This is a genomic window from Erythrobacter sp. JK5 (assembly GCF_018205975.1).
Lineage (GTDB): Bacteria > Pseudomonadota > Alphaproteobacteria > Sphingomonadales > Sphingomonadaceae > Erythrobacter.
Genome location: NZ_CP073577.1, coordinates 2,436,059 through 2,461,094, shown reverse-complemented (window position 1 = coordinate 2,461,094; position 25,036 = coordinate 2,436,059). Strand labels below are relative to the sequence as shown.

22 protein-coding genes are annotated in these 25,036 nt (G+C 65.6%); 9 read left to right on the top strand and 13 right to left on the bottom strand.

The genetic code is table 11. The features are described from left to right. Window positions 1-22: 22 nt before the first annotated feature. Window positions 23-1,468: an alkaline phosphatase gene (locus KDC96_RS11915; protein WP_212448637.1), complete on the top strand. Its 1,446-nt coding sequence runs from the start codon at window positions 23-25 to the stop codon at window positions 1,466-1,468. A gap of 301 nt (window positions 1,469-1,769) precedes the next feature. On the opposite strand, the gene KDC96_RS11910 is transcribed toward KDC96_RS11915, so the two are convergent. The 5 genes from KDC96_RS11910 to pabB all read right to left on the bottom strand — a co-directional run bounded on the left by KDC96_RS11910 (window position 1,770) and on the right by pabB (window position 5,801). Then, window positions 1,770-2,453: an outer membrane lipoprotein carrier protein LolA gene (locus KDC96_RS11910; RefSeq protein WP_371815484.1), complete on the bottom strand. Its 684-nt coding sequence runs from the start codon at window positions 2,451-2,453 to the stop codon at window positions 1,770-1,772. A gap of 97 nt (window positions 2,454-2,550) precedes the next feature. Continuing rightward, on the bottom strand, window positions 2,551-2,718 hold the full coding sequence (rpmG, locus tag KDC96_RS11905) for a 50S ribosomal protein L33 (protein WP_007165948.1): 168 nt from the start codon (window positions 2,716-2,718) through the stop codon (window positions 2,551-2,553). Window positions 2,719-2,837: 119 nt separating this feature from the next. Continuing rightward, window positions 2,838-3,254 (bottom strand): alternative ribosome rescue aminoacyl-tRNA hydrolase ArfB, encoded by a 417-nt coding sequence (gene arfB / locus KDC96_RS11900; RefSeq protein ID WP_212448636.1) that lies wholly within the window; start codon window positions 3,252-3,254, stop codon window positions 2,838-2,840. Continuing rightward, complete coding sequence (locus KDC96_RS11895) at window positions 3,247-3,906, bottom strand: RluA family pseudouridine synthase (RefSeq protein ID WP_212448635.1); 660 nt, start codon at window positions 3,904-3,906, stop codon at window positions 3,247-3,249. Before KDC96_RS11895 ends, arfB begins: the two co-directional genes overlap by 8 nt. 86 nt (window positions 3,907-3,992) lie before the next feature. After that, the gene (pabB, locus tag KDC96_RS11890) at window positions 3,993-5,801 is read right to left on the bottom strand and encodes an aminodeoxychorismate synthase component I (protein WP_212452650.1); all 1,809 of its coding nucleotides are present in this window, start codon (window positions 5,799-5,801) and stop codon (window positions 3,993-3,995) included. A 105-nt stretch (window positions 5,802-5,906) separates the two neighbouring features. On the opposite strand from pabB, the gene KDC96_RS11885 reads away from it, so the two are divergent. After that, window positions 5,907-7,481, top strand: a complete 1,575-nt coding sequence (locus KDC96_RS11885) for a helicase HerA-like domain-containing protein (RefSeq protein ID WP_212448634.1) — start codon at window positions 5,907-5,909, stop codon at window positions 7,479-7,481. Between the two features lie 92 nt (window positions 7,482-7,573). Beyond that, window positions 7,574-9,196, top strand: a complete 1,623-nt coding sequence (locus tag KDC96_RS11880; RefSeq protein WP_212448633.1) for a hypothetical protein — start codon at window positions 7,574-7,576, stop codon at window positions 9,194-9,196. Between the two features lie 11 nt (window positions 9,197-9,207). Here KDC96_RS11880 and KDC96_RS16710 read toward each other — a convergent pair whose 3' ends face one another. The 7 genes from KDC96_RS16710 to KDC96_RS11850 form a co-directional block, all read right to left on the bottom strand. Further along, window positions 9,208-9,948 (bottom strand): sensor histidine kinase, encoded by a 741-nt coding sequence (locus tag KDC96_RS16710; RefSeq protein WP_371815483.1) that lies wholly within the window; start codon window positions 9,946-9,948, stop codon window positions 9,208-9,210. Window positions 9,949-9,956: 8 nt separating this feature from the next. Continuing rightward, complete coding sequence (locus KDC96_RS16705; protein WP_371815482.1) at window positions 9,957-10,616, bottom strand: hypothetical protein; 660 nt, start codon at window positions 10,614-10,616, stop codon at window positions 9,957-9,959. Beyond that, complete coding sequence (locus tag KDC96_RS11870; protein WP_212448632.1) at window positions 10,613-11,353, bottom strand: response regulator; 741 nt, start codon at window positions 11,351-11,353, stop codon at window positions 10,613-10,615. The genes KDC96_RS16705 and KDC96_RS11870 overlap by 4 nt, the downstream gene beginning before the upstream one ends. An 84-nt stretch (window positions 11,354-11,437) precedes the next feature. Then, complete coding sequence (locus tag KDC96_RS11865) at window positions 11,438-12,127, bottom strand: EF-hand domain-containing protein (RefSeq protein ID WP_212448631.1); 690 nt, start codon at window positions 12,125-12,127, stop codon at window positions 11,438-11,440. A 280-nt stretch (window positions 12,128-12,407) separates the two neighbouring features. Continuing rightward, a complete protein-coding gene (locus KDC96_RS11860; RefSeq protein WP_212448630.1) occupies window positions 12,408-12,803 on the bottom strand; it encodes a cupin domain-containing protein in 396 nt (131 codons plus the stop codon). After that, complete coding sequence (locus KDC96_RS11855) at window positions 12,800-13,183, bottom strand: VOC family protein (protein ID WP_212448629.1); 384 nt, start codon at window positions 13,181-13,183, stop codon at window positions 12,800-12,802. The genes KDC96_RS11860 and KDC96_RS11855 overlap by 4 nt, the downstream gene beginning before the upstream one ends. An 80-nt stretch (window positions 13,184-13,263) precedes the next feature. Continuing rightward, window positions 13,264-15,078 carry an aminopeptidase P family protein gene (locus KDC96_RS11850; protein WP_212448628.1) on the bottom strand — a complete coding sequence of 605 codons (1,815 nt, stop codon included), beginning with the start codon at window positions 15,076-15,078 and terminating at the stop codon, window positions 13,264-13,266. Between the two features lie 125 nt (window positions 15,079-15,203). On the opposite strand from KDC96_RS11850, the gene KDC96_RS11845 reads away from it, so the two are divergent. The 6 genes from KDC96_RS11845 (at window position 15,204) to KDC96_RS11820 (ending at window position 22,275) form a co-directional block, all read left to right on the top strand. Next, window positions 15,204-17,399, top strand: a complete 2,196-nt coding sequence (locus KDC96_RS11845; protein WP_212448627.1) for a S9 family peptidase — start codon at window positions 15,204-15,206, stop codon at window positions 17,397-17,399. Then, entirely contained in the window at window positions 17,396-17,791 is a 396-nt protein-coding gene (locus KDC96_RS11840) for a thioesterase family protein (RefSeq protein ID WP_212448626.1), read from the top strand. The genes KDC96_RS11845 and KDC96_RS11840 overlap by 4 nt, the downstream gene beginning before the upstream one ends. A gap of 103 nt (window positions 17,792-17,894) precedes the next feature. Further along, window positions 17,895-19,265: an OprO/OprP family phosphate-selective porin gene (locus KDC96_RS11835; RefSeq protein WP_212448625.1), complete on the top strand. Its 1,371-nt coding sequence runs from the start codon at window positions 17,895-17,897 to the stop codon at window positions 19,263-19,265. An 84-nt stretch (window positions 19,266-19,349) separates the two neighbouring features. Next, entirely contained in the window at window positions 19,350-20,402 is a 1,053-nt protein-coding gene (locus tag KDC96_RS11830) for a substrate-binding domain-containing protein (RefSeq protein WP_212448624.1), read from the top strand. A 95-nt stretch (window positions 20,403-20,497) separates the two neighbouring features. Beyond that, window positions 20,498-21,661, top strand: a complete 1,164-nt coding sequence (locus KDC96_RS11825) for a DUF2157 domain-containing protein (RefSeq protein WP_212448623.1) — start codon at window positions 20,498-20,500, stop codon at window positions 21,659-21,661. Continuing rightward, the gene (locus tag KDC96_RS11820) at window positions 21,661-22,275 is read left to right on the top strand and encodes a GDYXXLXY domain-containing protein (RefSeq protein ID WP_212448622.1); all 615 of its coding nucleotides are present in this window, start codon (window positions 21,661-21,663) and stop codon (window positions 22,273-22,275) included. Before KDC96_RS11825 ends, KDC96_RS11820 begins: the two co-directional genes overlap by 1 nt. Before the next feature lie 39 nt (window positions 22,276-22,314). Here KDC96_RS11820 and KDC96_RS11815 read toward each other — a convergent pair whose 3' ends face one another. Further along, the gene (locus KDC96_RS11815; RefSeq protein ID WP_212448621.1) at window positions 22,315-24,885 is read right to left on the bottom strand and encodes a TonB-dependent siderophore receptor; all 2,571 of its coding nucleotides are present in this window, start codon (window positions 24,883-24,885) and stop codon (window positions 22,315-22,317) included. Window positions 24,886-25,036 lie beyond the last annotated feature (151 nt).

Genomic DNA, 25,036 nt, shown 5'->3' with positions numbered 1-25,036 from the left:
ATTCCCGGGGAGGCCCTTTTCGATGATCAGTTCGACCAAATTCGCAGCGGCGCTGGCTTTCGCCGCGCTGCCGCTCGCTGCCTGCAGCACGACAAACAACTACACCTATCCGGACAGCGCGGCCGGGTCCGCGGAGGTCGCTCGCACCGCACCGGCGCCGCAACGGGCGAAGAACGTCATCCTCTTCATTGGCGACGGGATGGGCATTTCGACCATCACCGCCGCGCGAATCTACGAAGGTCAGAAGCGCGGCGAGACCGGCGAAGAGAACCAGCTGAGCTTCGAAAAGTTTGAAAACGTCGCGCTGGTCAAGACCTACAATTCCAACGCGCAGGTGCCCGACAGCGCCGGCACCGCCACCGCGATGCATTCGGGTCAGAAGACCAAGATCGGCGTGCTCGGTGTCGGACCGGCGGTGATACGCGGCAATTGCGCATCCGGGCTGGCGAACGCGCTGCCGCTGCTGGGCGAGGAAGTGAAGCAGCGCGGGCTGGCGCTCGGCATCGTCTCCACCGCGCGGATCACCCACGCCACCCCGGCCAGCGTCTATGCCCGCGCGGCCGATCGCAACTGGGAAGCCTATATCGAAACCGCCGACCAGCAGGATACGTCCGGGTGCAAGGACATCGCGACGCAGCTGGTGGAAAGCGAATTCGACGTTGCGCTCGGCGGCGGGTCGCGCGCGTTCGTCGGCAGTGAGGCAGGCGGGGACCGGCGCGAGACGAATGTCGATCTCCCCGCACGCTGGGTCGCGCGCACTGGCGGGGCCTATGTCACCACCGCTGCCGAGCTTGCAGCCGCCCCGAAGGATGCCCCGGTGCTGGGGCTGTTTTCGGACAGCCACATGACCTACGAGGCCGAAAAGGACGGATTCAAGGGTGCAGGCGAGCCGACCCTGACGGACATGACGGCGCAGGCGATCGCGCGCCTCGAGAGCGATCCGGACGGCTACTACCTGATGGTCGAAGGCGGGCGGATCGATCATGCCCACCACGGCAACCAGGCTGGCTTCGCGCTCGAGGAGACGGTCGAGTTCGCGCGCGCGGTCCAATACGCGGTCGAACACACCGATCCCGCCGAAACGCTCATTCTCGTCACCGCCGATCACAGCCACGTGTTCACCATCGCGGGCTATCCGCGGCGCGGTAACGACATTCTCGGCGTGGTCGTGCCGCCCGAGGGAGGCGGCGAGGAAGTGGGCGACGTGACCACTGCCACCGACGGCAAGCCCTACACCACGCTGGGCTATGCCAACGGACCCAGCGCGATCGCCAACCTGGGTGAACGTCCGGTACCGGCCACGGGAATCGCCGCCCGGCCGCAAGCGACCGTACCGCTCTACAGCGAGACGCATGGCGGCGAGGACGTGGCGCTGTTTGCGACCGGCCCCGGCGCGCAGGCCGCGCGCGGGGTGATCGAGCAGAACGTGATCTACAACATCATCAGATCGGCGTTCGGCTGGGAGTGATCCGCGGCGATCGCTCGCCTGCCTACGCCTGCCGGCGATGCCGAAGACGCGAGAGGTTCGCGCTGCCGATGCGATGGGGGCCGAAGACAAGCAAAAACCCCTGCCCCGGGGCGATGGGACAGGGGTTCCTTGTGAGCGTTCGTCACGCTTGTTCAAGACGACCTTCACGAAGGTTAGGGCAACAGGGGGGAAACCCGCCTCCAGCCGTCTTGAACTGAAGAAATACGCGGTTTCGGCTTGCGCGTAAATGAATAGCTGCCGAATTCTGTCGCATCCTTACAACCGGACGCGGACCAACCGTTCAACGCGGTCGACGAGACGATCTGCGCGGATCGCGAAAGGTGAAAGTGCTGTCCGCGACCGAAACCCCGTAGCGGTGATTCGAAAGCCGCACCGTGGTGCGGTGGTTCTGCGCGTCGAGCGCGACCCAGTGGGTCAGCTGCAGACCGCCCGGCGCATTGCTGTTGCGCACGAAGATGAGAGTGATGACCCCGAATTCGGGCTTCTTCGGATCGCGCACCTCGATACTCAGCACGTCGGGGCTGCCGGTCGCGATCATCTTTCCATAACGCTTCACATCGCGATTGGGATCGAGCAGCGCGCCCAGCGGTGAATTCTTGATCGGCCAGCGCTGCACCTGGTTCACCTCGTAATCGACGAGGTAGAGCGAGCGCCCGTTGGACACCACCAGCAGATCGGAGTTCTTGCCGTAATCGAAGCGGATCTTGCCCGGCCGCTTCAGCGTCATGGTGCCGCGCGCGACATTGCCCTGGCGATCAGTCTGGCTGAAATCGGCGCGCATGGTCGATATCGCGCGCAGTGCGGAAGCGACCCGGTCGAGATCGTTCGCGCTCGACTGCGCCTGCGCCGAAGCGACGGGCGACAACGGAGCGCCTGCAGGGAGTGCCAGTGCGAGCGCACCGGCAAGACCCGTCGCAATCATGCGCGCGGGACGTTTCGAAATGGCGTGGATCAGCGTCATCATGGCTCGCGGGCTACCCCCGAAGCGTTGAACTGCGGCTGAATTGTACGAGTGGCAAGCGGAAAGGCGCCAGACGCCCGGTGCACGGCAGCCGCGGACCTTACTTGATCTTGGCTTCCTTGAACTCGACATGCTTTTTCGCGACCGGATCGTATTTGCGGAACACCATCTTTTCGGTGATGTTGCGCGGATTCTTCTTGGTCACGTAATAGAAGCCCGTGCCCTCGGTCGAGACGAGCTTGATCTTGACGGTTGCGGGCTTCGCCATGGCGGTTTCCTAAATTCTTGAATTCGCTCTCGCGGAGCGGAAAAACAAAGGGCGACGCGTGCTGCGCCGCCTCACAGACGCGCGCCATTGGGCGATTCACCGGCAAAAGTCAAGCGGACTCACCAGTCGTGGCGACCGGGCTTGCCGCGGTTGGCCTTGACCGCGCCGCGGGCCTTCTTGGCCTTCAGCCGCTGGGTCTTGCCGACCCGGTTGACGCGGGTTCGGGCGCGTTTTTTCGGCTGGCGGTGTGCGGCTTCGAGCAGGTCCTCGAGCTTCTCGCGCGCCGCCTGGCGGTTGGCGTCCTGGGTGCGGTGCTGGCGCGCGGTGATCAGCAGGTCGCCGCTCGCGGTCAGTTTCGACCCTGCCAGCTCGCGCAGCCGCGCGAACACCGGCGGCGGGAGGCGCAGGGCATAGATATTGACGCGCAGCTGAACCTCGGTCGCGACCTTGTTGGCGTTCTGCCCGCCGGGCCCCGAACCGGCGAGAAAGGTTTCCTCCGCAAGTGCGTGGGCGCGGTCGATGAGGCCGCTATCCATCGGATACGCCCAGCGCGAGAAAATCCGGGGGCAGCGGGGCGCGGCCCTCGATGGCGGTCTTGCCCGCGCGCGGCACGCGCAGCGATTCGGCGTGCAGCATCGTGCGCCCCGCACCGCGCCCGTCGCCATAGACCGGGTCGCCGAGCAGCGGCGCGCCCAGCCCCTTGAGCGCGTGGACGCGCAGCTGGTGGGTGCGCCCGGTTTCGGGCCGAAACCGGATGACGGCATGGGCGCCGATCGTTTCGACCAGTTCCCAGTGCGAGATCGCGGGCTTGCCCTTCTTCGCTGCGATCATCCGCCAGCCCTTTTCGACCGAGCTGATCTTGGCGAGCGCGAGTTCGATCGTGCCGTGATCGGAAGGCGGGTGGCCGGCGAGAATGGCGAGGTACGATTTTTCGACCACGCGCTCCTCGAACGCGCGGTTGAACCGCTTCAGCGCCTTCGGATTGCGCGCCAGCAACAGGCAGCCGCTGGTATCGGTATCGAGCCGATGTACCGGAACCGGCGGGCGCTGGAAGCCGAGCCTGAGCGCATCGAGCTGGTCTTCGAGGCACGGACCGCCCCTGCGCGGCCGGTCGACCGGCAGGCCGGAAGGCTTGTCGATCACCAGCGCTTCGCCGTCTTCGTAGAGAATGGGAATGGAATTGGTCATGTCATTCTCGCTCGTTCTGGGCGTGCCGAAGGGCGAGCTATGCTGCTCGCTCATGTTTCGACAGGCTCAGCAGCAGCGGTTTCCTTTCACATCAGTTCCGCCGCGAACAGCCCGCGCAGCGCGTTGCCGAGCAGGAATCCGTCGGCAAGATCGCCGAGCGTCAGTTTCGCTTCGCGCGCGCGACCCTCTGCGATCAGGTGTTCGCGCAGGATGCCCGGAAGCAGCCCGAGTTCGGCGGGCGGGGTCAGCAATTCGCCGTCGCGTTCGATGAAGATGTTGGTGAAGTTGCCCTCTGTCACCAGCCCGTCTTCACGCACCAGGATCGCTTCACCCGCACCCATGCCCCTGGCCGCCAACAACGCCTCTTCGTAGAAGCTGCGGTCGGTCGTCTTGTGGCGCAGCCTCCAGTCGCCCGGATCGAGCGGGTTCGGCAGCGCGACGACCGTGAGCGGGCCGTCGAAGGCTTCGGGCAGCGGCCCCGTTTCGAGCGCGGTTGCGCCGCTGCGGCTTGCCAGCAAGCGGAGCCGTGCCGGTTGCTCGAGCGCGAAGCACAGTGCCTGGATCTGGTTGCGCGCAGCGTGGCGATCGAACTCGAAGCCCAGCGCCTGTGCGCTGCGCTTCATCCGCGCCAGGTGCAGTTCGAGCAGCGCGATGCCGGTCTCGGGCTCGAAGCGCATGGTCTCGATCAGGTCGCACGCGGGAGCGGTGAGATCGGGCGCAGCGCGGCGCACCAGCGCGGCCTTGATCTCGCATTCGCGTCGCTCCGCCATTGCGTCGCTATCGGCCACGATCGCCGAGCCGACCCCCAGCACCGCCGTCCCCTGCCCGTTTTCGACCGGGGTCAGGCGCAGCGTGCGAATCGCGACATTGAAGGCGGCGTTGCCGTTGGCATCGATCCGCCCGATGGCGCCGCAATACGGACCGCGCGGATCGCGCTCGACCGCATCGATCAGTTCCATCGCCCGGATCTTCGGCGCGCCGGTGATCGATCCGCACGGGAACAGCGCCCGCACCAGGTCTTCCGCACCCTTGCCTGGTTCGAGCCGGGCGCGGACGGTCGAGACCATCTGGTGCACGGTCGGATAGCTTTCGATCGCGAACGGCGCATCGACCCTGACGCTGCCCGGCACCGCGACCCGCGACAGGTCGTTGCGCATCAGGTCGACGATCATCAGGTTTTCGGCCTTGTCCTTCACCGAGGTTGCGAGTTCCTGCGCCAGCGCGGTGTCGCTAGCCTCGTCGGCGCCGCGCGGCCTGGTGCCCTTCATCGGCTTGACCTTCGCCATCTCGCCATCGAGCGCGGCGAACAGTTCGGGCGAGAAACTCAGCAGCCAGTGCGAACCGTCGAACACCACCCCGCCATAGCCCGCCTGCCCTGCCGGACGCAGCGCGGCATAGAGCGCCAGCGGATCGCCGCGATACGATCCGGCGAGCGGATAGGTGAGGTTGGCCTGGTAGATGTCGCCCGCGTGGATCGCCTCGCGCAGCGTTTCGAACGCCTCGACGTACCCGCCCGGCGAAAGCTGCGGGTCGAGCGGACCGATGCTGGCAGGTCCGTGCGCACGCCTCGCCAGCCATTCCGGTATGTCCTGCGCCTCGATCCGCTGCGGATCGCCAAACAGGCCGAGCCACACCAGCGGCCCTGCGGCCCCGCTGCGTGCATCGGCGAGCGGCATCAGCTTCGGTTCGAGCGCCAGCCCGGCTTCGTAGGCGATGTAGCCCGCCAGCGATCCGCCGCCGCTTTTTCGCGCGGCTTCGGCTTCGGCCAGCACACGCTCCACGTCGTCCGCCCGGTATGCGACGAACACCTCGACCGGGTTTTCGTACAGCAAGGCATCCGCCGCACCGCTGGCGCGGGCATCGTCGAGCAACACGAATTGCGGCGGGGCTCCCATCGCTGCCAGCATTAGACCATCGTTCGCCCAAGTCGAGAGGTTGACCGTCCGGCTTTGCCTCTGCACACCGCCCGCAGACCAGAAACGGGCGAGGGACCCACCACGATGAGCGAGATTTTCCTAGGACTTGGCGGCAATGGCGAGAACCAGAGCCTGGCGCTGGGCCGCGCGAACCGGCACGGCCTGATCGCCGGCGCGACCGGCACCGGCAAGACTGTGACCTTGCAAGGTCTCGCCGAAAGTTTTTCTGCCAACGGCGTCCCGGTGTTCGTGGCCGATGTGAAGGGCGATTTGTCGGGCGTGGCAATGCCGGGCAGCCCAAGCTTCAAGCACGCCGACAAGCTGGAGAGCCGGGCCAAGCAACTCGGCATGGACGATTACGCATATTCCGACAATCCGGTGATTTTCTGGGATCTTTACGGCGAACAGGGCCATCCGATCCGCACCACCATATCCGAGATGGGGCCGCTGTTGCTGTCGCGACTGCTCGATCTCAACGAGACGCAGGAAGGCGTGCTGCAGATCGTTTTTCGCCATGCGGACGACAATGGGTTGTTGCTGCTGGATTTCGGCGACCTTCAGGCGATGCTGCAGTGGGCGAACGAGAACGCCAGCGAGCTATCGGGCCAATACGGCAACGTGTCGAAGCAATCGGTCGGCGCGATCCAGCGCCAGCTGCTGAGTTTCGAGGCGCAGGGGGCCGATCATTTCTTCGGCGAGCCGGCGCTCGAGATCGACGATTTCCTCAGAGTCGACGAGCAGGGGCGCGGCTTCATCAACGTGCTCGCCGCTGACAAGCTGATGCGCGGGCCCAAGCTGTATGCGACCTTCCTGCTGTGGCTGCTGGCGGAGCTGTTCGAGACGCTGCCCGAGGTGGGCGACCCCGAAAAGCCGACGCTGGTGTTCTTCTTCGACGAGGCGCACCTGCTGTTCGACGATGCGCCCAAGGCGTTGCAGGACAAGATCGAACAGGTCGTGCGGCTGATCCGGTCGAAAGGGGTTGGGGTCTTCTTCGTCACCCAGAACCCGATCGACATTCCCGAAGAGGTTGCCGGCCAGCTCGGCAACCGCGTCCAGCACGCGCTGCGCGCCTTCACCCCGCGCGATCAGCGCGCGATCAAGGCGGCGGCGGAAACCTTCCGGATCAACCCCGATCTCGATGTCGAGCAGGCCATCACCGAGCTCAAGGTCGGCGAGGCGCTGGTCTCGACACTGGACGAGGACGGCGCGCCCACGGTGGTGCAGCGCACGTTGATCAAGCCGCCGCGTTCGCGGCTCGGGCCGGTCACGGCCAAGGAGCGCGCGATCATCCAGTCGGTCAGCCCGTTCGGCGGCAAATACGACGAAGCAGTCGATCGCGAGAGCGCCGAGGAAGTGCTGGCGCAAAAGGGCGCCGACGCGGCCGAGACGGCGCAGGAAGTCGCCGAGCAGGGCGAGGAAGAGGTGCGCAAGCAGCCGCGCAAGTCGAAGAGCATCTGGGAAAAGGCGATTTCGCGCGGGACCAAGGTCGCCGCGGGCGGCATGGCCGGTGCGGCGGCATCCGCGGTGCTGGGCAAGAAGAGCCGCGCCAACCCGGTCGCCTCCGGGATCACCTCAGCCGCAGGCTCGATCGCGACCGATCTTGCGGGTCCGATCGCCGGGCGGTTCGTCAGGAACCTGATCGGCGGATTGATGCGATGACAATAACGGCTGAATAGAGCCGCACTCTATGATAGGCCGCATGCAAATATAAGAAGAATTGGGGGCGCTGCCGCAATCGGGGGAGCGAGCAGATGGATCACGTATTCGTACAACTGCCGGATGATTATTCGAAGGTTTACCTGTATCAGCGCCACGTCGCATCGGACGGGAAGCTGATCACGGCAAAACAGGTCCTGTGGGGCGATTTTCTCTATGTCGATGACGACCCGGCGCTGCCGCACGACCCCGACTGGACCTTCATTGTCTGGGGCCCCAACCGGGAGGCTCCGGAACAGCCCGAATATCTCCGCATCAGGTCCGAACACGTCGCCCGCGAGCGCCCGCTCGAAATCATCTTCGTCGATGTCGGGCAGGGCGACGGTTCGATCCTGATCACGCCCGAGCGCGACGAGGCCGAGCGGATCATCGTCATCGATGCGGGCGAGGGCGATCACATGCGCGAATTCCTCGGCAAACGGTTCGGCGGATACCGCAGGGACCTGTTGTTTCACGCGGCGGTCATCACCCATCCGGACAAGGACCACTATCTCGGCTTCCTCGACATTTTCGACACCCCGCGCCCGGCGGGCGCCGCTGGCTCGCCCGAGGCGAAGGCGGTGCGGTTTGAAAAGGTCTATCACAACGGGATCGTCGAACGTCCCGACCTTTCGGGCTGGGCGCAGGTCGGCGGGCTTGTCGAAGACCCCGTCACCGGGATCGACTACGTCCACGATCTCGCGGTCGATCATGCCGATATCGAGCGCATCTTCGGTGCCCCGGTGGTCATCGCGACCGGCGGCAACGCCAAGAAGTTCCCGCAAGTGGTGCGCGCGGCGCTCGACAACGGCAGTTTCACCCGGCGCGACGGGACGCAGGGCCGCACCGAATTCGCAATGCTTTCGACCGCGCACGGCGATCTCGATGCGCAGGGACGCAGCTGGCTGCCCGAATTCCGCGACGGGCAGCGCAGCTATTCGATCCGGGTCCTCGGCCCGGTGGTCGAGCGCGATGCGAACGGCGCACCGCGGCTGCGCCGACTATCCGCCTACGGCAAGACCAAGAACGGTCATTCGGTGCTGCTCAAGCTGCGGTTCGGGCGGTTCGACATCCTGTTCGGCGGCGACCTCAATACGCCCGCCGAGAAATTCCTGCTCAAGCATTATGCCGGCATTTCGCGCTGGCCGAGCACCACCATCGCGCGCCAGGACATGATCCTCGCCGCGCGCGAAGTGTTCGAAAGCTCGGTGATGAAGGTCTGCCATCATGGTGCAGCGGACGTAACTGACGAGTTCCTCGAAACGGTCAACCCGGCCGCGTTCGTCATCTCTTCGGGCGATGCCGAGGGGCACGTCCACCCTCGCCCCGATCTGCTGGGTCGCCTCGGTCGGCTGGGGCGCGGGGACTCGCCGATCCTGCTGTCGACCGAGCTCCAGCGTTCGACCCGCGAACGCGAGGACGCCAGGCTGGTCGCACGGCTGCGCAAGGATATCGCCGCACAGATCGAGCGGCAGACCAAGGCCCGCAAGGAACGGATCGACAAGGCGGTCGACCAACTCGGCGGCACCAACGTGCTGGTCGACGGGGCGATTTACGTGAAGACCGACGGGCAGCGCCTGATCGCGGCATTCCGGATCGAGACCGCCAGCGAAAAGAAGAAGTGGTTCTATTTCGGCTACGAATTCGACGGCGACGATCTGGTGCTCGTCAAGAACTGAGCGAGTGCGCTCTATCCGGGCAGGCGGATTTCGGCGCGCAGTCCGCCTTCGGCCCGGTTGGCCAGCACCAGCGTTCCACCGTGCTGTTCGGCGATCGCCCGCGCCAGCGTCAGCCCCAGCCCCGCTCCGCCGGTCGCGCGGTTGCGCGAAGCTTCGCCGCGGGTGAAGGGTTCCAGCATCGCCGCGATCCGGTCGGGCGGAATGCCCGGCCCGTCGTCCTCGACCCGCAGGATTATCGAAGCGCCATCGTCGACCAGCGAGACCGCCGCGCCGCCACCGTACCGCACCGCATTGGCGATCAGGTTGCGCAGCGCGCGCTTGAGCCAGGTTTCCTGCACTTTCGCGACCATGCGCGGCGGATCGGCGATGGTTACCGGTGCGCCCAGATCCTCGAATTCCTCGACCACGCCGATGGCCAGCGCCGCAAGATCGAGCGGTTCGAGCTCCCCGCCATTGCGCCCTACCCGCGCAAGCGAGAGAATATCGTCGAGCGTGCGGGTGATATCCTCGATACTGTCGGCCATGCGGGCGCGCTGCGTGGCGTCGGGCACGCTTTCGATCCGCACCCTCAGCGCGGCGAGCGGCGTCTTGAGATCGTGCCCGATCGCGCCGAGCATCACGTCCTTCTCGTCGAGCAGAGCCGCAATCCGTGCTTCCATCGCGTTGTGCGCGGCGATCAGCCGGCGCGTGTCGGCGGGGCCCGATTCCGCGATCGTCACCGGTCGATCGGGATTGCGCGAAAAGTCGCTCACGCGCTCGGTCAACAGCGCCAGGGGCGGGTGATCCGGCGCAGGACGAGGAACAACAACAGCACCAGCACGGTGAGGATCACCGCCGTCTGCAATACGATAGTGGTCAGCCCGCCGCCGCGACGGCGCGGCTCGGGCACGCGCACGGTGACCCAGCCGCCTTGGTCGGCCCGCTCGACTGCGGCGAGCAGGATCGCGCGGTCCTGCCATGCCGGCCCGGCGAAACGCGGCCGGTGCTCCGCCAGGGTCCGGATGTAGGGATCGTCGCTCGCCAGCCGGCGGGTAACGGCGATGCGACCGGCCGCGACCCCCTGTTGATCGAGCACGTCGCGCAGCGCGGCTTCGTAACCTGCGATCCGTTGTTCGTGCGGGGCGATAGTGGACTGCGCGCTGCGCTCGATCCCGAGATTGGGGCGCCGCGGGAAGGGCCGGTCGCGCTCGATCCCGCGCCCGCGCAGCCGCTCGATCTGGTCCCTGCGGCGTTCGGCGCGTTCGGGCCGGTTGCCGTCGGCGATCAGGCGGAACGCGATCGAACTGACGATCGCGGTCTCGCGTCGCTGTTCGGCCGCCTGGTAGAGCAGGACCGCCGAAATCGCCTGTGCGATCAGCAGCCCGAGTGCGAGCACGAGCATGACCTGGCCCAGCAGGCTGCGGGGCAGGAAGCGCCTCACGCGTCAAGCTCGGGCGCGACGCGCTCGACGCGGGCGGCGAAGCGATAGCCGCCGCCGCGCACGGTCTGGATGAAGTGCGGGTTGCGGCTGTCGGTTTCGACCTTGCGGCGCAGGCGGCTGACCTGGTTGTCGACCGCGCGGTCGAACAGGTGCGCGCTGCGGCCCTGCACCAGATCGAGCAGCAGGTCGCGATCCATTACCTTGCGCGGATTGTCGAGCAGCGCGCGCAGCAGCCGGAATTCGGCGGTGGAGATCGGAATCCTCACCCCTTCGGGATCGGTCAGCTTGCGCTTCAGGGGATCGAGCACCCACCCTTCGAAGGTGTAGTGCCAGTCTTCGGAACGGTGCTGCGGTGCAGGCCCGCGCGCGACGCGGCGCAGCACGGTGCGGATGCGCGCGACCAGTTCGCGCGGCTCGAACGGCTTGACGACGTAATCGTCCGCCCCGAGTTCGAGGCCGACGATGCGGTCGGTCGCTTCGGTCCGGGCGGTGAGGAAGATCACGGGCAGCTTGCGGGTTTCGACCAGGTGGCGGCAGAACGAAAGCCCGTCTTCGCCCGGCATCATGATGTCGAGCAGCACCAGGTCGGGGGTGATCGCGGCGAGAGTGCTGCGCGCCGCGGCGGCGCTGGCGGCCTCGGTCACCGCAAAGCCCTGCCCCGCGAGATATTCGGCGAGCGGCTCGCGCAGGGTCGGCTCGTCGTCGACCAGCAGGATGGAGATGGGCGCGTCAGTCATCCGAGCGGTTGCATAGACCCGGCCCGACGCGATCGCCATAGCGGCGACGGCAGCCGGGCCGGAGTGCGTTGCGACAGCGTCGGCCTAGAGCGAGCCGGCTTCGCCGGGGCGCTGCCCGCGGCGTTCCATCCGGCGCTGCTTGCGCGTTTCCCTGGCGGCTTCGCGCTCTGCGGCGGTGATGGTGCCGGATCCGTCGGTATCGATGCGGGCAAAGCGCGCCTCGACCGCCGCATCGAATTCGGCGCGGGTCACGATTTCGTTGCCGTCGCTGTCGGCATGGCGCAGCATCCGCATGCCCTTGCCGCCGCCGCGACCGCCGCGCCGCATTTCGCCGCGCCGCTCGGTGCGGGCCTCTCCGCGAGCTTCGCGTGCGGCGAGCATTTCGGTTTCGCTGATCGACCCGTTGCCATCGGTATCCATCCGCTCGAACCGGTGCGCCTGCCGCTGCGCGCGGCGTTCGGCACGGCGGGCGTCGCGGGCCTCGTGCGCGGCGGTCATTTCGGCGGCGCTGAGTTCGCCGTCGCCATCGGTGTCGGCTTCGGCAAAGCGGCGTGCCCGCATGGCCTCGCGGTCGGACTGGTCGAGCTGGCCGTCGGCGTTCGCGTCCATCTTGGTAAAGCGCTCGTCGGCCTTCGCCCTGGCTTCTGCGAGCGTGACCACGCCGTCGCCATTCGCATCGAGCGAGCGATCGCCGCCGTGATGATCGGCAAGGGCGATGCCGGCGCCGCCCAGCGCGAGAGCGGCGGCAGACAGGGATAGAGCAAGTTTTCGCATTCGGGTTCTCCTGAGTTCATCGTAACACAAGAGCTGCGGCGAGGCGTCCTGACGCCGCGCAAGGGGGCGCAACGGCGACGGTTTCCGGCTGCCCGAGGGGCATAAGGTCAGCCGACGTCGGGGCCAGAAGGCCTTGGGAGAGGTGTCGCACGGGTACGCTCGCCGCAACTCACGAGAACCCTTCTAGCGCGCCCGTGTCGCACGATTATGCCCGATCGCGGCGACTGTGTCGCAGATTGTATCGGGCGGACGAGCGCGTTCATCCGCGCGACATGCGCGGCTAGCGCGGGCGGTGCTGAGTGCCTTCGCCGGCGGTGATGAAGATCGCGGTCGCGCTGTCGGCGACATCGGCGATGTGCCACACACCGGGAGGGTTGATCGCGTATTCGCCCGCTTCGAGCGTCACCTCCTCGCGATGCCCGTCGGGAAACTCCTGCGTCAGCACCATCGCGCCGTGGGTGCAGATCACCACTTCGGCGCCGTTCGGGTGCATTTCCCAGGAATCCCAGCCTTCGGTGAAGGTGTGCTGCGAGACCAGCCGCCCTTCCGCCCCGTCCCCGCCGTGGCGCGCGCCGTATTGTTCGTACCATTCCAGCCCGGTGAAGGGCGGCTGGGGCACGGCGGTCGCGCCGAGCCCCAGATGCAGGAAGCTGTCGCTGAGCCTGCGCGCGGTCATGAGGACGGCGCGACCATGCAGAACGCGTTCAGCTTGTTGCCGTCCGGATCGCGGAAATAGCCGGCATAAAACCCGTCATCGCCGCGCGGGCCGGGCGCGCCTTCGTCGCTGCCGCCGTTTGCCAACGCGGTATCGTAGACCGCCTTGACCTGATCCGGGCTATCGACCTGCAGCGCGACCATCGTGCCGTTGCCGACCGTGGCGGCCTCGCCATCGAACGGCACGGTCGCCGCCACGCCGGGTGCGCCCCCCATGGCACCCCAGGCGATAAAGGTCTCGAACTCCATCATCCGCCCGACGCCGAAATGCCCGGCGATCGCGTCGTAGAATTTTGCCGCGCGCGGCAGATCATTGGTACCCAGGGTTACATAGCCGATCATGTCCGTTCCTCCCATCCGAAGCCACGCGCTGCGACTCGCGATATCGGAACATTACAAGAACAAATTATCGGCTGCAAGCATCACAGCGGTTCGGTCTCCCGCTCGAGCCACGCCAGGTCCTCGCCAGACAGGCGCGGAGCCAGCAGGTTGCGAACCCGCGCATGGTAGGTATCGACCCACGCGATCTCGGCCGCGGACAACAGGCTGCGCTCGATCAGCTTGCGATCGAGCGGGACGAAGGTGAGCGTCTCGAATCCGAGGTAACGCCCCTCTGCGCCATCGATTGCGCGCTCCTCGGTGAGCACCAGGTTCTCGATCCGGATGCCGAACGCGCCCGCCTTGTAATAGCCGGGCTCGTTGGAGAGGATCATTCCGGCATGCAGTTCCTGGTCGGTCCCCGCCTGCCCTCCGGACGGTTTGCCGATGCGCTGCGGGCCTTCGTGGACGCCGAGGAAGCTGCCGACGCCGTGGCCCGTGCCGTGGGCGTAATCGACCCCGGCTTCCCACAGATACTGCCGCGCGAGCACGTCCAGCTGCCCGCCGGTGGTGCCCTGCGGGAAGACCGCGCGGTCGATCTGGATGTGCCCCTTGAGCACTCGGGTGAAGCGGTCCTTCATTTCCGCCGTCGGCTGCGCGCCACCGGGCGAATCGATCCACACCGTGCGGGTGATGTCGGTGGTGCCCGCCGGATACTGCCCGCCGGAATCGACCAGGTAGATCGACCCGGGTGGGATCGGGATGTTGCTGTCTTCATCGACCTTGTAATGCGGCAGTGCGGCATGCCCGGCGGCGGCCGAGATGGTATCGAACGAGGTGTCGCGCAGATCGCCGTGTTCGCGGCGGAAGCCTTCGAGCTTGGCGGCGGCCGACAGCTCGTCGACCTCGCCGCCCGGTGCGGTTTCCCCGAGCCAGCGCAGGAACCGGCTGACCGCCGCGCCGTCCTGCGCCTGCGCATCGCGGTGGCCCTGCCGCTCGCGCTCGTTCTTGATCGCCTTGGCGAGGATCGTCGGGTCCTGACGGAACACGAACTGCGCACCGCCCGCGCGCAGGCCCTGCGCGATCGCGACCACTCCGAAATCGGGATCGACGCTGACCTTCTTGCCCGCGAACTCGCCGAGCGCCGCGACGAATTCGCTGCGATCGCGGACCCTGACCGCATTGCCGAGGTGCTGGGAAAGCTCGGGCGTGACCTTGCCGGGCGCGATGAACAGTTCCGCGCTGCCATCGGCGTGCGCGATCACATACGACAATGCGACGGGGGTGTGCGACACGTCCGCGCCCCTGATGTTGAGCAGCCAGGCGATCGAATCGAGCGCCGGCACGACCACCGCATCGAGGCCCTCCTTGCCCAGCCAATCGGCGATTTCGCCGCGCTTCTCTGCCGACGGGCGTCCGGCCAGCGCATCTTCGTGCACGATCGCCTGCGCTGCCGAAGGCTGCGGGCGGTCGGCCCACACCGCGTCGATCGGATTGCTCTGGGCCGGGACCATCGCGATTCCCGCCGGTTCGACCTGCTGCTCCAGCGCCTCGACCCATTTCCAGGTGTGCAGCCACGGATCGTAGGCGATTTTCGCGCCGTCGCCGCAGGCATCCTTGAGCCAGTCCGCCAGCTTGTCGCCGGGAATGCTGCGGTATTCGAACAATTTTTCGTCGACCTGCTCGCGCACCTGCACGGTGTAGCGCCCGTCGACGAAGATCGCCGCGCGATCGAGCGTGACCGCGGCGAACCCTGCCGAACCGCCGAACCCGGTCAGCCAGCCGAGTCGCTGCGCATATTCGCCGACATATTCGCTCATGTGCTCGTCAGAGATGGGCACGACAAAACCGTCGAGGTCGCGGCGTTTGAGCTCCGCGCGCAGGGCGGCAAGGCGGGCTTCGTGGGTTTGCATCAGCATTGGGTCTGTTCCCGGATGGCTGCGCCGCATCTTGCTGCGCAGGATTGTTTCTCTAGATAGCGTGAGCATAGCCCCGGGCGAGCGGCTTTCCACCCGCCTCGCCGCCTGCCAAGGACGAAGTCTCGATGACCTGCCTCCGGATCGCATCCCTCACCTGTGCCGCCGCCATCGCCATCGCGCCTCTGGGCGCCGCGCTGGCCCAAACCAGCAAGGACAATCAAAGCGTGACAACCGCCGACGCCGCTATTCCCACCTCTCCTCCGATCGCGGAAAAGCGCGAACACAGCTATTCGCATCACGGCATCACCATCGCCGATCCGTACGACTGGCTTTATGACAAGTCGTATCCGACGGTCGATGACGAGGACGTGCTCGATTACCTCAAGGCCGAAAACGCCTGGTTCGAAGCGAACATGGCCCCGCGCGAGGCATTCACCGAGGCGCTGTTCAAGGAGATGCGCGCGCGCATCAAGGAAGACGACAGCACCGTTCCCCAGCGCGAGGGCGACTACCTCTACTGGTCGGAATTCGAAGAAGGCGCGCAGTACCGCAAGCATTACCGCAAACCGGTCGGCGCGGGCGAGGATGCCGAGCCGCAGCTGATCCTCGACGAAACGGCGCTGGCCCAGGGACTCGAATACTTCCGCCTCGGCGCGGCCTCTGTGAGCAGGAACGGCCGCTATCTCGCCTATTCGACCGACACCAACGGGTCGGAGCGATTCACCGCGCGAATCAAGGATCTCGAAACCGGAGAATTGCTGCCCGACGAGATTCCGAACCTGCGCAGCGGCCTGACCTGGGTCGCGAATGATACCGCGCTGGTTTACGGCCCTTCGACCGAGAACTGGCGTACGCTCGAAGCCAGGCTGCATGTTGTCGGGACCCCTGTCGAAGACGACGTGACCCTCTATCGGGAGCAGGACGAAAGCTTCGGCGTCGACACCGGGCTGTCGGCGCAGGAAGACTGGCTCATCATCGAAAGCGGCGACAACGAGACGCGCGAAGTGCGTTTCGTTTCCGCCGCCGATCCAACCGGCGAGCAGGTGTTGGTCAGGCCGCGCAAGAAAGGCGTCGAATACGCGATCGACATCCGGGACGGCGAGGTGTTCGTCCTGACCAACGACGACCACCTCAATTTCCGCCTCGCCAAGGCTACGCTCGAGGCGCCGGGCGATTGGGAGACGGTGATTGCCGGGTCGAACGAGTTCTACCTGACCGATTTCCAGCTGTTCAGGGATTTCTTCGTCACCGAAGGACGGTTGAATGGGCTCGATCAGGTTGAAATCCGCACTTATGACGCGCCGACTAAAGCCACCCCGATTGCCTTCCCCGAAGCGAGTTATTCGGCGGGGCTTTCGAACAATCCCGAATACGATCAGAGCAAGCTGCGGCTCGCCTACGAGAGCATGATCACGCCCGATTCGGTGTACGATTACGACGTTGCCGGTGCCGCGCTCGAATTGCTCAAGCAGCAGGAAATCCCGAGCGGCTACGATGCCTCGCTCTACACTACCGAGCGCATCGAGATCGAAGCGCGCGACGGGACGATGGTCCCGGTCAGCATCCTGATGCGCAAGGATCGTCCGGCTGGCGGCCCGCTGCACCTCTACGCTTATGGTGCCTATGGTTACGCCATCCCGCCGGGGTTCACGACCTCGCGCCTGAGCCTGGTCGATCGCGGTTTCGCCTATGCGATTGCGCATATTCGTGGCGGCGACGACCTCGGGCGGCGCTGGTACCTGCAGGGCAAGTTGTACGAGCGCACCAACACCTTCAACGATTTCGTCGATGTCGGGCGCGGGTTGATCGCCAGGGGCTATACCGCCGAAGGCAAAGTCACGGCGAGCGGCGGTTCGGCAGGCGGCGAGCTGATGGGCGCGATCGTCAACCAGGACCCGGCGCAGTATGGCGCGGTGGTGGCGCATGTGCCGTTCGTCGACGTGCTCAACACCATGCTCAACGCCGAGCTGCCGCTGACGCCGGGCGAATGGCAGGAATGGGGCAACCCGATCGAGGACAAGCAGGCCTTTGCCTACATCCTCAGCTATTCGCCCTACGATCAGGTCAAGGCGCAGGATTACCCGCCGATGCTGGTCACCGCAGGCTTGAACGACCCGCGCGTGACCTATTGGGAGCCCGCCAAATGGGTCGCCAGGCTGCGCGACACCAAGACCGACGACAATGTGCTGTTGCTCAAGACCAACATGGGCGCAGGCCACGGCGGCAAGTCGGGCCGCTGGAATTCGCTGTATGAGACGGCAGAGGAGTTCGCCTTCATCCTGTGGCAGATGGGGATGGCTAAAGAGAGCGAGGGCGAGTGAGCCGCTTTACCCGGACGTTCACCGCCGCGCCCGAACACATCGACGAGCTGGGACACGTCAACAATTCGGTCTGGGTGCAGTGGATCCAGGACCTCGCGACCGCGCATTGGGAAGCGGTTGCCCGGCCCGAGGACGTGGCGCAATTTTTCTGGGTCGTGATCCGCCACGAGATTGATTACCGGGGCAATATCGCAGCGGGCGAGAGCGCTGTTGGCGAGACCTTCATCCCCGATCCGGCCAAAGGCGCGAAGTCGGTGCGCCATGTCGAATTCAGGGATGAAGCCGGCAAGATTCTGGTCAGCGCGCAAACCACCTGGGCGATGCTCGACCGGGCAAGCGGGCGGCTCGCGCGCGTCCGGCCCGAGGTGATCGCGCCGTTCGCAGCGGACTGACGATCACAAGCCCGCCTTGTGGAAAAATAGCCGCCGGGATCGTCACATACGTGTCACATGCCGGTCATAGGGGCGTCACAACTCAAACCAGAACGAGTGTGCGATGACCTTCAGAGTTTCCCATATCGCGCTTGCCGGAGCGCTGGCGTTCGCGTCCAGCCCGCTGGCGGCGCAGGATACCGAACAGCTGCAGGAGGAGCTTGCCGAAATGCGCGCCATGATGGCGCAGATGGCAGAGCGCATGACCGCGCTCGAAGCCGAACTGGCGCAGACCGAGGCGCAGGCAGCTGCGGCAAACGCCAAGGCCGATGCGGCCCAGGTGGCAGCCGCGAGCGCGGGTTCCGATTCCGGCAAGAGCCCCGCGATAGCCTTCAAGGGCGCGCCCGAGATCAAGGGCGAGGGCGGCTGGAGCTTCAAGCCGCGCGGTCGCCTTCAGTATGACGCGGGCTTCGTCAACGCACCGGATTCAACCGGTCGCGAAGACGGGTTCGGCAGCGAAGCGCGGCGCGCGCGGCTGGGCGTGTCGGGCGATATTCCCGGCGGTTTCGGTTACAAGTTCGAAGTCGATTTTGCCGGAAACGATGTCTCCGTGACTGACGCGCTCATCTCCTACGATGCCGGTGGCGCGGAAATCTCGGTCGGGCAATTCAACACGTTCCAGTCGCTCGAAGAGCTGACCAGCAGCCTGCACACCAGCTTCATCGAGCGCGCCGCGTTCACCGACGCGTTCGGATTCGAGCGGCGGGTCGGTGCGGCGGTCGAATTCGGCGGCGAGAACGTGCTCGTCCAGGCAGGCGTCTTCACCGACAACATGGAAGACCTTTCCAACAAGAACTGGAGCGCGGATGGCCGCGTGGTGTTCATGCCAAAGCTCGGCGATGGCCAGCTGCATCTCGGCGGCTCGGTGCATTACACCGACCTCGAAACCGGTTCGACCGTGCGCTATCGCCAGCGTCCGCTGGTGCACTTCACCTCCGAACGGTTCGTCAACACCGGCCAGCTCGGTGCCAGCAGCGAATTCGGCTTCGGGGTGGAGGGCGCCTTCATTTCCGGCCCGTTCCACGCTGCCGCCGAAGGGTTCTGGCAGAACGTTAGCCTCCCCACCGCGATCGACAACCCGACCTTTTTCGGCGGTTATGCCGAAGTCGGCTACTTCCTGACAAAGGGCGATACCCGCGGCTACAAGGGCGGCAAATTCGATCGCACCAAGCCCGCCAACCCGGTCGGCGAAGGCGGCATGGGCTCACTGCAGGTCAACCTGCGATACGATCGGCTCGACCTTTCCGATGCGGGGATTGTTGGCGGAACGCAGGACGGCATTTTCGCCTCGCTGGTGTGGAAACCGACCGATTACACCATGCTGCTCGCGAATTATGGGCGACTGGATTATGAAGACGCCGTCTTTCCGACCGCTTCCGGCAGTCGCGACTATGGAGTCGATACGTTTGCGGTACGGGCGCAGATCGATTTCTGATCGGTCTTCCGCCCGGCCATGTCACAACCCTGTCACACGCGCTGCATAGCGGCGTCTGCAGACCACCTATCAAGGATGAAACCGATGAAATCGACGAAGACAGTTGCGCTGGCCCTGATGGCGACCCTTGCGCTCGCGGCATGCAGCGATGCGGGAAGCGGCGGGGGTAACCGCGATTCGATCCGCGCGGTCGGCTCCTCGACCGTCTATCCGTTCGCCAAGCAGGTTGCCGAAAGCTTCGCGCGCTCGCAGCCGAACTTCAAATCGCCGCTGATCGAATCGACCGGCACCGGCGGGGGCATGCAGCTGTTCTGTTCGGGTGTCGGTGCCGACACGCCCGACATGGCCAACGCGTCGCGCCGGATGAAGGTGAGCGAATTCGAAAAGTGCGTCGCCAACGGTGTGACCGACGTGATCGAACTGCAGGTCGGGCTCGATGGCATCGCGTTCGCCTCCGCCAAGGACGGCATCATGCTCAACCTCTCGCCCAAGATCGTTTACGAAGCGCTCGCGGCGAGCCCCTATGGCGGCGAGCAGACTGCCAAGACCTGGGCCGATGTCGACCCATCGCTCCCGGCCGAGCCGATCCTCGTCTACGGTCCGCCCAGCACTTCGGGTACGCGCGACGCGCTCAAGGAACTGGTGCTCGAAGCCGGTTGCAAGTCGAACCCGGACATGGAAGCGCTCAAGGAATCCGATGAAGATCGCTACGACCAGGTCTGCACCGAAGTGCGTTCGGACGGCGCCTATGTCGACCAGGGCGAGCAGGACAATCTGATCGTCCAGAAGATCGAGAGCAATCCGAAGTCGGTTGGCGTGTTCGGCTATTCGTATCTCGAGGAAAACCTCGACAAGGTTCAGGGTCTGCCGATGAACGGCGTTGCCCCGACCTACGAAAATATCGCAAGCTTCGAATATCCCGGCGCCCGCCCGCTGTTCGTCTACGTCAAGAAAGCGCATCTGAGCGCGATCCCCGGCCTTGCCGAATACCTGCAGGAGTGGGTCAAGAGCTGGACGGCCGATGGCCCGCTGGCGAAGATCGGACTGGTCGCCTCGCCCCCCGACGTGATGGCGGCCAACGAAGCCAAGGTGACCAATCTTACCCCGCTGACCAAGGAAGAGCTGGCCAAGAAGTAGGCTCTTCCCCACGGATGGACAAAGCGCCGCTCCGCCATTCCGGCGGGGCGGCGTTTTGCGTTGAAGCGGGCGCAGGGCACGGGTAGATCGGGCATATGAGCACGCGCAAGATCGAGGCCTGGCACGGCGCCGGATTGATCGATGCGGAAACGCGCGCACGCCTGATCGCCTACGAAGACGAGCACGCCCGCCCGCTGGCGTTGTGGGCGGTGTTCGGAATCGGTGCGCTTGCCATCGGCCTCGGCCTGATCTCGGTCGTTGCCGCCAACTGGGATGACATTCCGGGGCGGGTGCGGCTGGCGATCCATCTTGCGCTGATCGTCGGCGCACTGGCGGCCTTGTTCCTGCGCGAACGCCCGCTGAGGCAATCCCACCCGTGGGCGGTCGAGGCGCTGCTGTTCGTGGCTGCTGCGCTCGGCCTCACTTTCTTCGGCCATCTCGGGCAGGTCTACCAGACCAGTTCGCCGCTGTGGGAGCCGCTGGCGATCTGGCTGGTGCTGTTCGGCCCGATTCTGCTGCTGCTGGGGCGCAGCTGGCTCACCGCCGCAGTGCTGGTCGGCGGCGCGATCTATTGCGCGTGGGAGTTCAGCTACGCGCAGGACGAGCTGGTGCGGCGGATCGCGGGCCAATCGCCGCCCTACATCGGGATGGCGCTCGTCACCGCGCTGCCCCTGTTTTTCGCCCCGCTCGGCGCGTGGATGCGCGGGCGCGGCGACCGGCCTGACTTCTGGCGCCGGATCGAACAACTGGCCTTGGTTTATGCCGTGATCGGGGCCTCATTGTCCTGCGCGATTGCCAGCGCAGATGGCTATTCGGCCAGTGACGACGTGATCAGCGCGGCAAGCCAGTATGTCCGGGCCGTTACCGGGATCGTCGCCGGGCTGCTGGTTGTTGTTGCAAGACCGGGTATCTCCGGACGTATGTCGGGCGCGATCGTCATCGGAGCGGGGCTGACGATCGCGTTCGCCAGGGTCGTCAACGATCAGGGCGTGTTCGCCGCCCTGCTGCTCATGGTGCTGTGGGTCGGAATCGCTACGGCCGCGCTGCAGGCGGGTTGGCGCTGGGTGTTCCAGGCGGCCGTCGCGGTCATCGCGCTGCGGTTGATCATCCTGAGCTTCGAGCTGGCGAGCGACCTGTTGCTCAGCGGTTTCGGCTTGATTCTGTCGGGCGTCCTGATCCTCTGCATCGCCTTTGTCGCTGTGAGGGTCAGCCGCCGGTTCGCGCCGCCCGCGGAAGTTGACGGCGAGGCTCGCAACTGATGCCCCGCACCGCCATCCTCGCCGCAATCGTGCTGCCCGTCGCGGGGCTGGCCGGACTGTGGGGCTGGAGCGACCATCTCAGTCGGCAGGGCACCGAATGGGATGTCGCGATCCAGGGTTACGACCCGCGCGACCTGCTGCGCGGTCACTATGTCGAATTCTCCTATGACTGGCCCGAATCGCCCGGTGAAGAGAGCGAAGAGGACGAGGAGGGCATTGTCTTCGAACCCGCCCCGCAATTGTTGTGCCTGTATGGCTCTGCACCCAAGCTCGAGCGCGCCGTGCGTATCGAGGAAGCGCAGGTGGAAGCCTGCGCGCATCCGGTCCGGGCCAACCTCGCCAGCGTCTATGGCTTCAGCAGCCTCGAACGCGGGAGGTTCTATCTGGGGCAGGATCGGGCACGGGAAATCGATCAGGAGATGCTCGATCCCAACCAGGTTGGGATCGTCCGGATCCGACAACGCGACGACGGCACGATCACGCCGTTCGACATACGGTTCCGCCCCTTGACCGAAGCCGAACGGGCCGAGCGCGCGGCGGAGGCGGAAGCTGAGGTCGATGACATCGCGCCGGTGCCCGCGATCATGACCGAGGATCAGGCCCCGGAGGAATAGGGCAGACGCGATCGCCTGCCCGATATTCCCCCGGACCCGTCAGAAGTCGATGCTGACCCGCCCGTAGAGGAAGCGACCGCTGAAGCCGAACGGCGACTGCGACGAATAGGGCAGGAAGCTGTTGTTGAGACCGAAGTTGAACCCGTCGACAGTCCCGAACGGCAGGCGATCGGGGTATTCGTCGAGCAGGTTGTTCGCACCCACCGCCAGCTGCACATTGTCGAGCGCATCGAACCGGGCTTCGAGATCGACCACCCATGACGGACTAAGCGTCACATCGCCCGGCGCGTCGCCCTTGGCGATGGCGATGTCGCCATTGCTGCCGATCGGCAGGAACACCGAACCGAAGCGGTTGGCGCGCAAGGTGGCGCCGAACGGCGCGAGATCCCAGTCGAGCCCGAGGTTGAGCTTGTTCGACGGCTGACCGTCGGTCAGGCGGAAGCTTTCCGGCCGGGCGAACAGCCGCTGGGCCGTGAACCCGCTGAAGGTCCGGCGGTCGGTGATCTCGGTGTCGTTGATATTGTAGCCGGCGGTCAGCGTGAAGCGCCCCAGCCCGAAATCGGGTAGGCGGTAGCTGGCGACGATATCGACCCCTTCGGTGCGGGTGTCGATCCCGTTGATGAAGAATCGCGCCGAGGTGCCGACCACGCCCGCCGCCTGCAGGATCGCGACCACATCGGCCCCTTGCAGGTTTTCCGTCAGCACGATGCGTTCGTTGATCTTGATGTTGTAGTAATCGACCGTGACATTCAGCCCCGGCACCATGGTGAACACCACGCCGCCGCTGATATTGACCGATTCCTCGGGTTCGAGCGGCTCCGCGCCGAGCGCCACGGCAATCGGCGAATCGACCGGGAAAGTCCCGACCTCGACCAGCCCGACCCCGGCGATGTTGTTGGTCGAGGTGGTGGAGAAGAATTGCTGGGCCATCCCCGGCGCGCGGAAACCGGTCGATACCGAACCGCGGATCGCAAGACCGTCGACCGGCTCGAACCGCGCTGCGAGCTTGCCGTTCACGGTGCTGCCGAAATCGGAGAAATCCTCGAACCGGCCGGCAACCTGGATATTGAACATGTCCGACAGGTCGGTGTCGATTTCGAGATAGGCGGCGTAGGAATCGCGCGAACGGTCAATCGCGGTGGACGGGGCGAAGCCGGGGAACACCTGCGCCCCTGGAGCGGAGCCGTTGGAGAAGGTGAAGGGCCCTGCGACATAGCTTTCGAGCTGTCCGGCGATGATCTTGTAATTCTCGTTGCGCCATTCCGCTCCGAACGCGACCGAGCTGACGGCGATTCCGAGGTCGATTTCGCGCTGGGCGTCGACATTGACCGAAGTCTGGCCTGCGCGCAGTCCGCCGGCATCGAAATTGGTCGGGCTCTGGATCCCGCCGAGCGAGGCGTTCCAGCTGTTGGATACGCCGTAATCGAGCCGGTTCGAGCCGTAATTGACCGACAGGTCGAGATTCCATCCGCCGGCTTCGCCGCGAATGCCCATTGCGCCGGCGATATCTTCGATGTCGCTGTCGATCTGCGGCAGGAAGCCGTCCGGGTAGAACGGCTGACCGCCATTGGCGAAATCGCGGTTACGCGCATCGAGCGAGCGGCGATAGAAGCCCGTGCCGTTGGCCTGGCGGGTGCCGTAGCTACCGAATGCGTAGAGTTCGAAATCTGTCCCGAGGTCGGCCCCGGCGTTGACGAAGAAGTTGAGGTCCTGCGACTTGCCGTCGCCGAAGCGGTGGCTGTAGCGATCGAACGTCGTTTCGCGCGGATCGCCTACGCCCGAATATTGCCGCCGCAGATCGGGCCCGGAGCGGTTGGTCGGCTGGCGGTCGCGATATTCGGTGGTCCAGTTGAAGTATCCGCTGGCCCCGACCGGCAGACCGATATTGGTGGCGAAGGTGAAGGTATCCCCGTCGCGGCGGGTGCGATCCTTGCCGGTGAAGGTAATGTCGGGATTGTCGCCCGTGCCGGTGGTGGGCGCCACCGTGGCGACCTGGTCGACGCCGTCCATGGTCGTGATGTACTTGCCGAAGGTCGCTTGCGCACGGCCACCCTCGCTGCGTTTCAGCTGGATGTTGATCACCCCGGCGATCGCATCGGAGCCGTATTGCGAGGCTGCACCATCGCGCAGTACCTCGATCCGGTCGATCGCGAGCGCCGGGATCGCGTTGAGATCGACCCCCGACGAACCGCGCCCGACCGAACCGTTGAGGTTGAGCAGCGAGGAGATGTGACGCCGTTTGCCATTGACCAGCACCAGCACCTGGTCGGGCGCGAGGCCGCGCAGCGTCGCCGGGCGCAGTGAGTCCGTGCCGTCGGTCAGCGAGGGCTGAGGGAAGTTGAACGACGGCACAAGGTTGTTGAGCAGCCGGTTGGTTTCGGTCGCGCCCTGGTTAAGCAGCGAATCCGAGGCGATGATGTCGATCGGCACGGTGCTGTCGGCCACGGTCCGGTCAGTGCGGCGCGTGCCGGTGACGATGATCAGCGGGTTGTCCGCGGCGCTGGCCGCCTCGGCGGTTTCGCCATCCTGCGCGTGGGCCGGCGTGGCGAGGCTGGAAATAGCAAGAGCCGCGATCGCGCAGCCGGAGTGGAATGCAAACCGTGAAGACATTGGCAGTTTCCCTGAAAGCGACGGCCCCGGGCCGCGAATGGCGGGAAATTACAGTCAGTCGATTGTGTCAGAAAGATAATTGCAGCAGGGGCGAACGATCCTTCGGGTTTGTGACATTACGGCTACAGTCGATATGTGCGCGTCGAAACCG